This window comes from Actinomyces sp. MRS3W, from assembly GCF_032465695.1.
In the GTDB taxonomy this organism is placed as follows: Bacteria; Actinomycetota; Actinomycetes; order Actinomycetales; family Actinomycetaceae; genus Actinomyces.
Window position 1 is genome coordinate 1 of record NZ_JAWDJJ010000200.1, and the last position, 5,092, is coordinate 5,092.

Genomic DNA, 5,092 nt, shown 5'->3' on the forward strand with positions numbered 1-5,092 from the left:
CCTCTATTCAAGGAGGAACTGATATGGCTCGTAAGCCGCTAACCGGCTGGCAGGCGACTGCCGCCGTCTCCATGTCGAACTACATCGATTCCGGCTCCATCATCGCTATCGCCACGTCGCTCGGTTTCTGGGGTGCCGCCTACTTCCCCGAGGACGACGGCACCATCGCCGGCCTGCTCGCGGCATTCAGCTCCAACGCCTTCGGCGCCGCCATCGGCGCCCTCATCGGCGGCCCGCTGTGCGACAAATACGGACGCAAGTTCATTTACACCTACGACCTGCTGCTGTATGCGCTGGGTGGTCTCATCGTCGTCTTCACCGCAAACCTGCCGATGCTGTTCACCGGCTTCGTCATCATCGGTTTGGCGGTCGGCGCCTCCGTGCCGGCGGGGTGGACCTACATTGCCGAATTCGCTCCCACCGGCCAGCGCGGTAAGCACATCGGCGCCACCCAGCTCGCCTGGTCCTTCGGCCCCTTCATCGGCTTCGGCCTGGCTGCCGCACTCGCCCCGCTGGGCCTGCTCGGCAGCCGCATCATCTTCGCTCACCTCGTGGCCATTGCCCTCATCACCTGGTACATCCGACAGGGCCTAGAGGAGTCCGAGACCTGGCAGGAGGCGAAGGGCGGGGCACAGGCTAAGCCCCCGTCGATGTGGGCGGCCTTCCGCAAGCTGTTCAACCGCCGCGTCAACATCACCGCGCTCATCTTCCTGGCCGTCATCTACACCTGCTGGAACCAGGCCGCCTCCCAGAACGGCATCTTCCTGCCCACCATCTTGTCCTCCATGGGATACGAGACCATTCAGACCGACCTGTTCTCCATGCTCTCATGGGGCTTCGTCATCGTCTCGACCTTCATCTTCATGAACCTGGTCGACCGCGTGCCTTACCGCTGGCATTACCTAGTCGGCGGCCTGGCGGCGATCCTGTCCTGGATCATCCTGGTGTTCGGTCCCTCCAACGCCGCCTGGACGGCCTTCGCCTACACCATCATTTGGGGCCTGTCCGCGGGCCCGTCAGCACAGGCCTTCTACTCAGTGTGGTCGCCCGAGCTGTTCGCCACTCCCTACCGCTCGGCCGCACAGGGCATCGTCTTCTTCGCGGTCCGCCTGGCCTCCGGACTCATCTCCCTCATCTTCCCGGTCATCCTCCAGTGGAACAACGGGCTCATGATCGATGGGCTCATCCTCATCGGCTTCCTCGTCGTCTCCACCCTCGTGGGCACCATCGGCGCCCCCAAGACCCAGGGCAAGTCCCTGGAAGAGATCGAACTGGAGCGCTACGGCGAGCACGTCACCAACGCCAACGCCTGACCCCATCTCACACCACCACTATCACCACAGGACACTTCACGAAACGGAGAAAAAACATGTCCGCATCCACCCCCTCGCTGTCCGACCTCAGTGCTGAGGCCCGCAGTCTGCTTCAGACTCAGACGATTGAGCTGCCCAGCTGGGCCTTCGGCAACTCCGGCACCCGCTTCCGCGTCTTCACCACCGCGGGAGTGCCCCGGGACCCGTACGAGAAGATCGACGACGTCGCCCAGGTCAACAAGTACACCGGCGTCACCCCCCGCGTCTCCCTGCACATCCCGTGGGACAAGGTTGACGACTACGAGGCGCTGCGCAAGCACGCCGAAGACCAGGGCGTCACCATCGGCACCATCAACTCCAACGTCTTCCAGGACGAGGACTACAAGCTCGGCTCGCTGTGCAACCCCGATGAGAAGATCCGCCGTAAGGCGATCGACCACCACCTGGAATGCATCGACATCATGCGCGCCACCGGCTCCCCCGCCCTCAAGATCTGGCTGGCCGACGGCACCAACTACCCCGGGCAGGACTCGATCCGGGCTCGCCAGGACCGCCTCGCCGACGCCCTGGCGGAGATCTACGCCGCTCTCGACGACGACCAGCAGCTGGTCCTGGAGTACAAGTTCTTCGAGCCCGCCTTCTACCACACCGACGTGCCGGACTGGGGCACCTCCCTCGTGCACTGCCTGGCGCTGGGTGAGCGCGCCAAGGTTGTCCTCGACACCGGCCACCACGCCCCGGGCACCAACATCGAGTTCATCGTCGCCCAGCTGCTGCGTCTGGGCCGGCTGGGAGCCTTCGATTTCAACTCACGCTTCTACGCCGACGACGACCTCATCGTCGGCGCCGCCGACCCCTACCAGCTGTTCCGCATCATGAATGAGATCGTCGCCGTCGGCGCGCTCGCCCCCGACTCGGGCGTCAACTTCATGCTCGACCAGTGCCACAACCTGGAGGAGAAGATCCCCGGCGAGATCCGCTCGGCCACCAACGTCCAGGAAGCGACCGCCAAGGCGCTGCTCGTCGACCGCGAAGCACTGGCCGCCGCCCAGCGCGCCGGCGAAGTGCTGGAGGCCAACGACATCCTCGTTGATGCCTACAACACCGACGTGCGCCCGCTCCTGGCCGAGCTGCGCGAGTCCCAGGGCCTGGCCCCCGACCCCATGAAGGCCTTCCTGGACTCCGGCTACCTGGACAAGATCCGCGCCGAGCGCGTCGGCGGCAACGCCGCCGGCTGGGGAGCCTGAGAAAGGTGCCGACCATGACCAACGCCCACCCCATCCACATTGGGGCCGTCGACCTGGGCGCCTCCTCTGGGCGCGTCATGGTCGGCACCATCGCCGACGGTCGCATCGAACTGACCGAGACACGTCGCTTCACTAACGGCCCCATCCCGCTGCCCGGCCCCGGCGGCCAGCGCCTCTACTGGGACGTGCTGCACCTGTGGGACGAGGTCCGTCAGGGCCTGCTGGCCGCCGTGCGCGACGTTGGGCCGCTGTCCGCCGTCGGCATCGACACCTGGGCGGTCGACTACGGGCTGCTGCGCCCCTGCGGGCTGCTGGCCGGGCAGGTCGCCTCCTACCGCTGTGAGCGCACCCGCGGCATTCCCGCCGAGGTCTTCGCCGCCATCCCCGCTCAAGAGATGTACGCGATCAACGGCCTGCAGGTGCAGGACTTCAACACCGTCTTCCAGCTCGTCGCCGAGGCGCGCGACGACGGACTCCCCGCCGACTCCGACGGCGCCGCGCAGCGTACCCTCCTGCTGCTGCCCGACCTACTCACCTACTGGCTCACCGGCAAGCAGGTCGCCGAGATCACCAACGCCTCCACCACCGGGCTGGTCGACGCCCGCGAGCGCACCTGGTCCGCTCCCCTGCTGGAGCGCCTGCACTCCGCGATGGATCTCAACCTCGACGGCGTCCTGCCCCCTATTGTCGAGGCCGGCACCGTCGTCGGCCCGGTGCGGCGCGACGTCGTCGACGTCTTCGGGCCCGACGGCGCCCCAACCCCGGTGGTTGCCGTCGGCACCCACGACACCGCCTCCGCGGTGGCCGCCGTACCCGCGAGCGGCAGCGACTTCGCCTACGTCTCCTGCGGCACCTGGTCGCTGGTCGGCCTGGAGCTGAACACTCCGGTACTCACCGAGGCCTCCCGGAAGGCCAACTTCACCAACGAGCTCGGTGTGGACGGCACCGTGCGCTACCTCAAGAACGTCATGGGCCTGTGGGTGTTCAACGAGGCGGTGCGCACCTGGAAGCAGCAGGGGCTGGAGCTGTCCTACCGGGAGCTCGACGCCGCCGCCGAGGCCGCCGACCCGTTGCGCACCGTCGTCGACATCAACGACCCGGCCTTCTTCGCCCCCGGCGACATGGCCGCCCGTATCGACGACTTCGCCGTCCGCACCGGGCAGCCGCGCCCGCGCAGCGTCGGCGAATACGTGCGCTGCATCAACGACTCCCTGGCCCTGGCCTACCGCCGTGCCGTGCGCGAGGCGGCCTCGCTGTCCGGCAAGCAGGTGAACACGCTGCACATGGTCGGCGGCGGCATCCGCAACCGGCTGCTGTGCCAGCTCGCCGCGGACGCCACCGGCCTGCCCGTCGTCGCCGGCCCCGCCGAGGGCACGGCGCTGGGCAACGTCGTCGTCGCCGCCCGGGGCGCGGGGCTCATCGACGGGGACCTGGCCGACCTGCGCCGGCTCGTACGCGACTCCTCCGATATCACCGAATACACCCCCGATCCGGCCGCCGCTGCCGGCTGGGACGCCGCCGAGCGCCAACTCTTCAGCTAATGCCGGCGCCAGACGAACATTCAGAAACACCCACCGAAAGGACCATCACCGTGACCACCATGCCGCTGTCGGAAATCCTCGCCCAGATGGGCGCCGCCGGACGTCGCCTGGACCATATGGGCGCTGTCGAGGCGGGCGCCGGCAATATCTCCGTGTCCGTGGGCGCCTCCGCCGAGGAGCTCGATCTCGCCGCCCGCTTCCCGGAGATCACCCCCGGCACCGAGCTGCCGCTGCCCGCCCCGGCGCTCGCCGGCCGCACCGTGCTCGTGACCGGCTCGGGCTGCCGCCTGCGCGACGTCGCCGACTCCCCGGAGGCGAATGTCTCCGCCTTCGTCGTGGACGAGGGGGGCCTGACCGGCACCTGGTACACCCACCCCGACCGCGCCTACGTGCGGCCCACCAGCGAGTTCAACTCCCACCTGGCCGTCCACAACGACCAGGTGGCCCAGCGCGGCGTCGACTTCCAGGCCGTCATCCACGCCCAGCCGCCCTACCTGGTGCAGCTCAGCCACATCAAGGACATCCGCAACACCACCGACTTCAACCGCCGCATCTTGCGCTGGGAGCCGGAGACGATCGTCCAGATCCCGGCGGGCATCGAGGTGCTGGACTTCATGGTGCCCGGCAGCCAGGAGCTCATGGAGAACAATGTGCGCGCCCTGCGCGACCACGTCATCGTGCTGTGGTCCAAGCACGGCATCATGGTGCGCTCCGACGTCGCCCCGCTGGCCGCCGTCGACAAGGTCGAGTACGCCGAGACTGGTGCCATGTACGAGATCCGCAACATCACCTCCGGCGGGCTCGGCGAGGGCGTCACCGACGCGGAACTGCACGCCGTCGTCGAGGCCTTCAACGTCGACACCGACCTGTTCTGATTCCCCTACGCGATCCGGTGCCCCGGGAGCGGCGCAACGGCTGCTCCCGGGGCACGGCTTCACCCGCGGCAGGGAGTCCACAAGTCTCGTCAGAGAAAGGACCGCCTCATGAGCAC

The 5,092-nt window shown here is 67.8% G+C and carries 4 protein-coding genes; all 4 read left to right on the forward strand.

The window, feature by feature from the left end:
• Window positions 1-23: 23 nt before the first annotated feature.
• The 4 genes from RWX45_RS07470 to RWX45_RS07485 are packed head-to-tail and all read left to right on the forward strand — an operon-like array spanning window position 24 to window position 4,976.
• Window positions 24-1,313: an MFS transporter gene (locus RWX45_RS07470; protein WP_316023105.1), complete on the forward strand. Its 1,290-nt coding sequence runs from the start codon at window positions 24-26 to the stop codon at window positions 1,311-1,313.
• A gap of 56 nt (window positions 1,314-1,369) precedes the next feature.
• The gene (rhaI, locus tag RWX45_RS07475; protein ID WP_316023106.1) at window positions 1,370-2,560 is read left to right on the forward strand and encodes an L-rhamnose isomerase; all 1,191 of its coding nucleotides are present in this window, start codon (window positions 1,370-1,372) and stop codon (window positions 2,558-2,560) included.
• A gap of 14 nt (window positions 2,561-2,574) precedes the next feature.
• Window positions 2,575-4,101, forward strand: a complete 1,527-nt coding sequence (locus tag RWX45_RS07480) for a rhamnulokinase family protein (RefSeq protein WP_316023107.1) — start codon at window positions 2,575-2,577, stop codon at window positions 4,099-4,101.
• A gap of 59 nt (window positions 4,102-4,160) precedes the next feature.
• Window positions 4,161-4,976 carry a class II aldolase/adducin family protein gene (locus tag RWX45_RS07485; RefSeq protein ID WP_316023108.1) on the forward strand — a complete coding sequence of 272 codons (816 nt, stop codon included), beginning with the start codon at window positions 4,161-4,163 and terminating at the stop codon, window positions 4,974-4,976.
• Window positions 4,977-5,092: the final 116 nt, after the last annotated feature.

Coding starts and splice junctions, on each gene's coding strand:
- RWX45_RS07470 (WP_316023105.1), top strand. CDS start 24: ATGGCTCGTAAGCCGCTAACCGGCTGGCAGGCGACTGCCGCCGTCTCC.
- rhaI (WP_316023106.1), top strand. CDS start 1,370: ATGTCCGCATCCACCCCCTCGCTGTCCGACCTCAGTGCTGAGGCCCGC.
- RWX45_RS07480 (WP_316023107.1), top strand. CDS start 2,575: ATGACCAACGCCCACCCCATCCACATTGGGGCCGTCGACCTGGGCGCC.
- RWX45_RS07485 (WP_316023108.1), top strand. CDS start 4,161: ATGCCGCTGTCGGAAATCCTCGCCCAGATGGGCGCCGCCGGACGTCGC.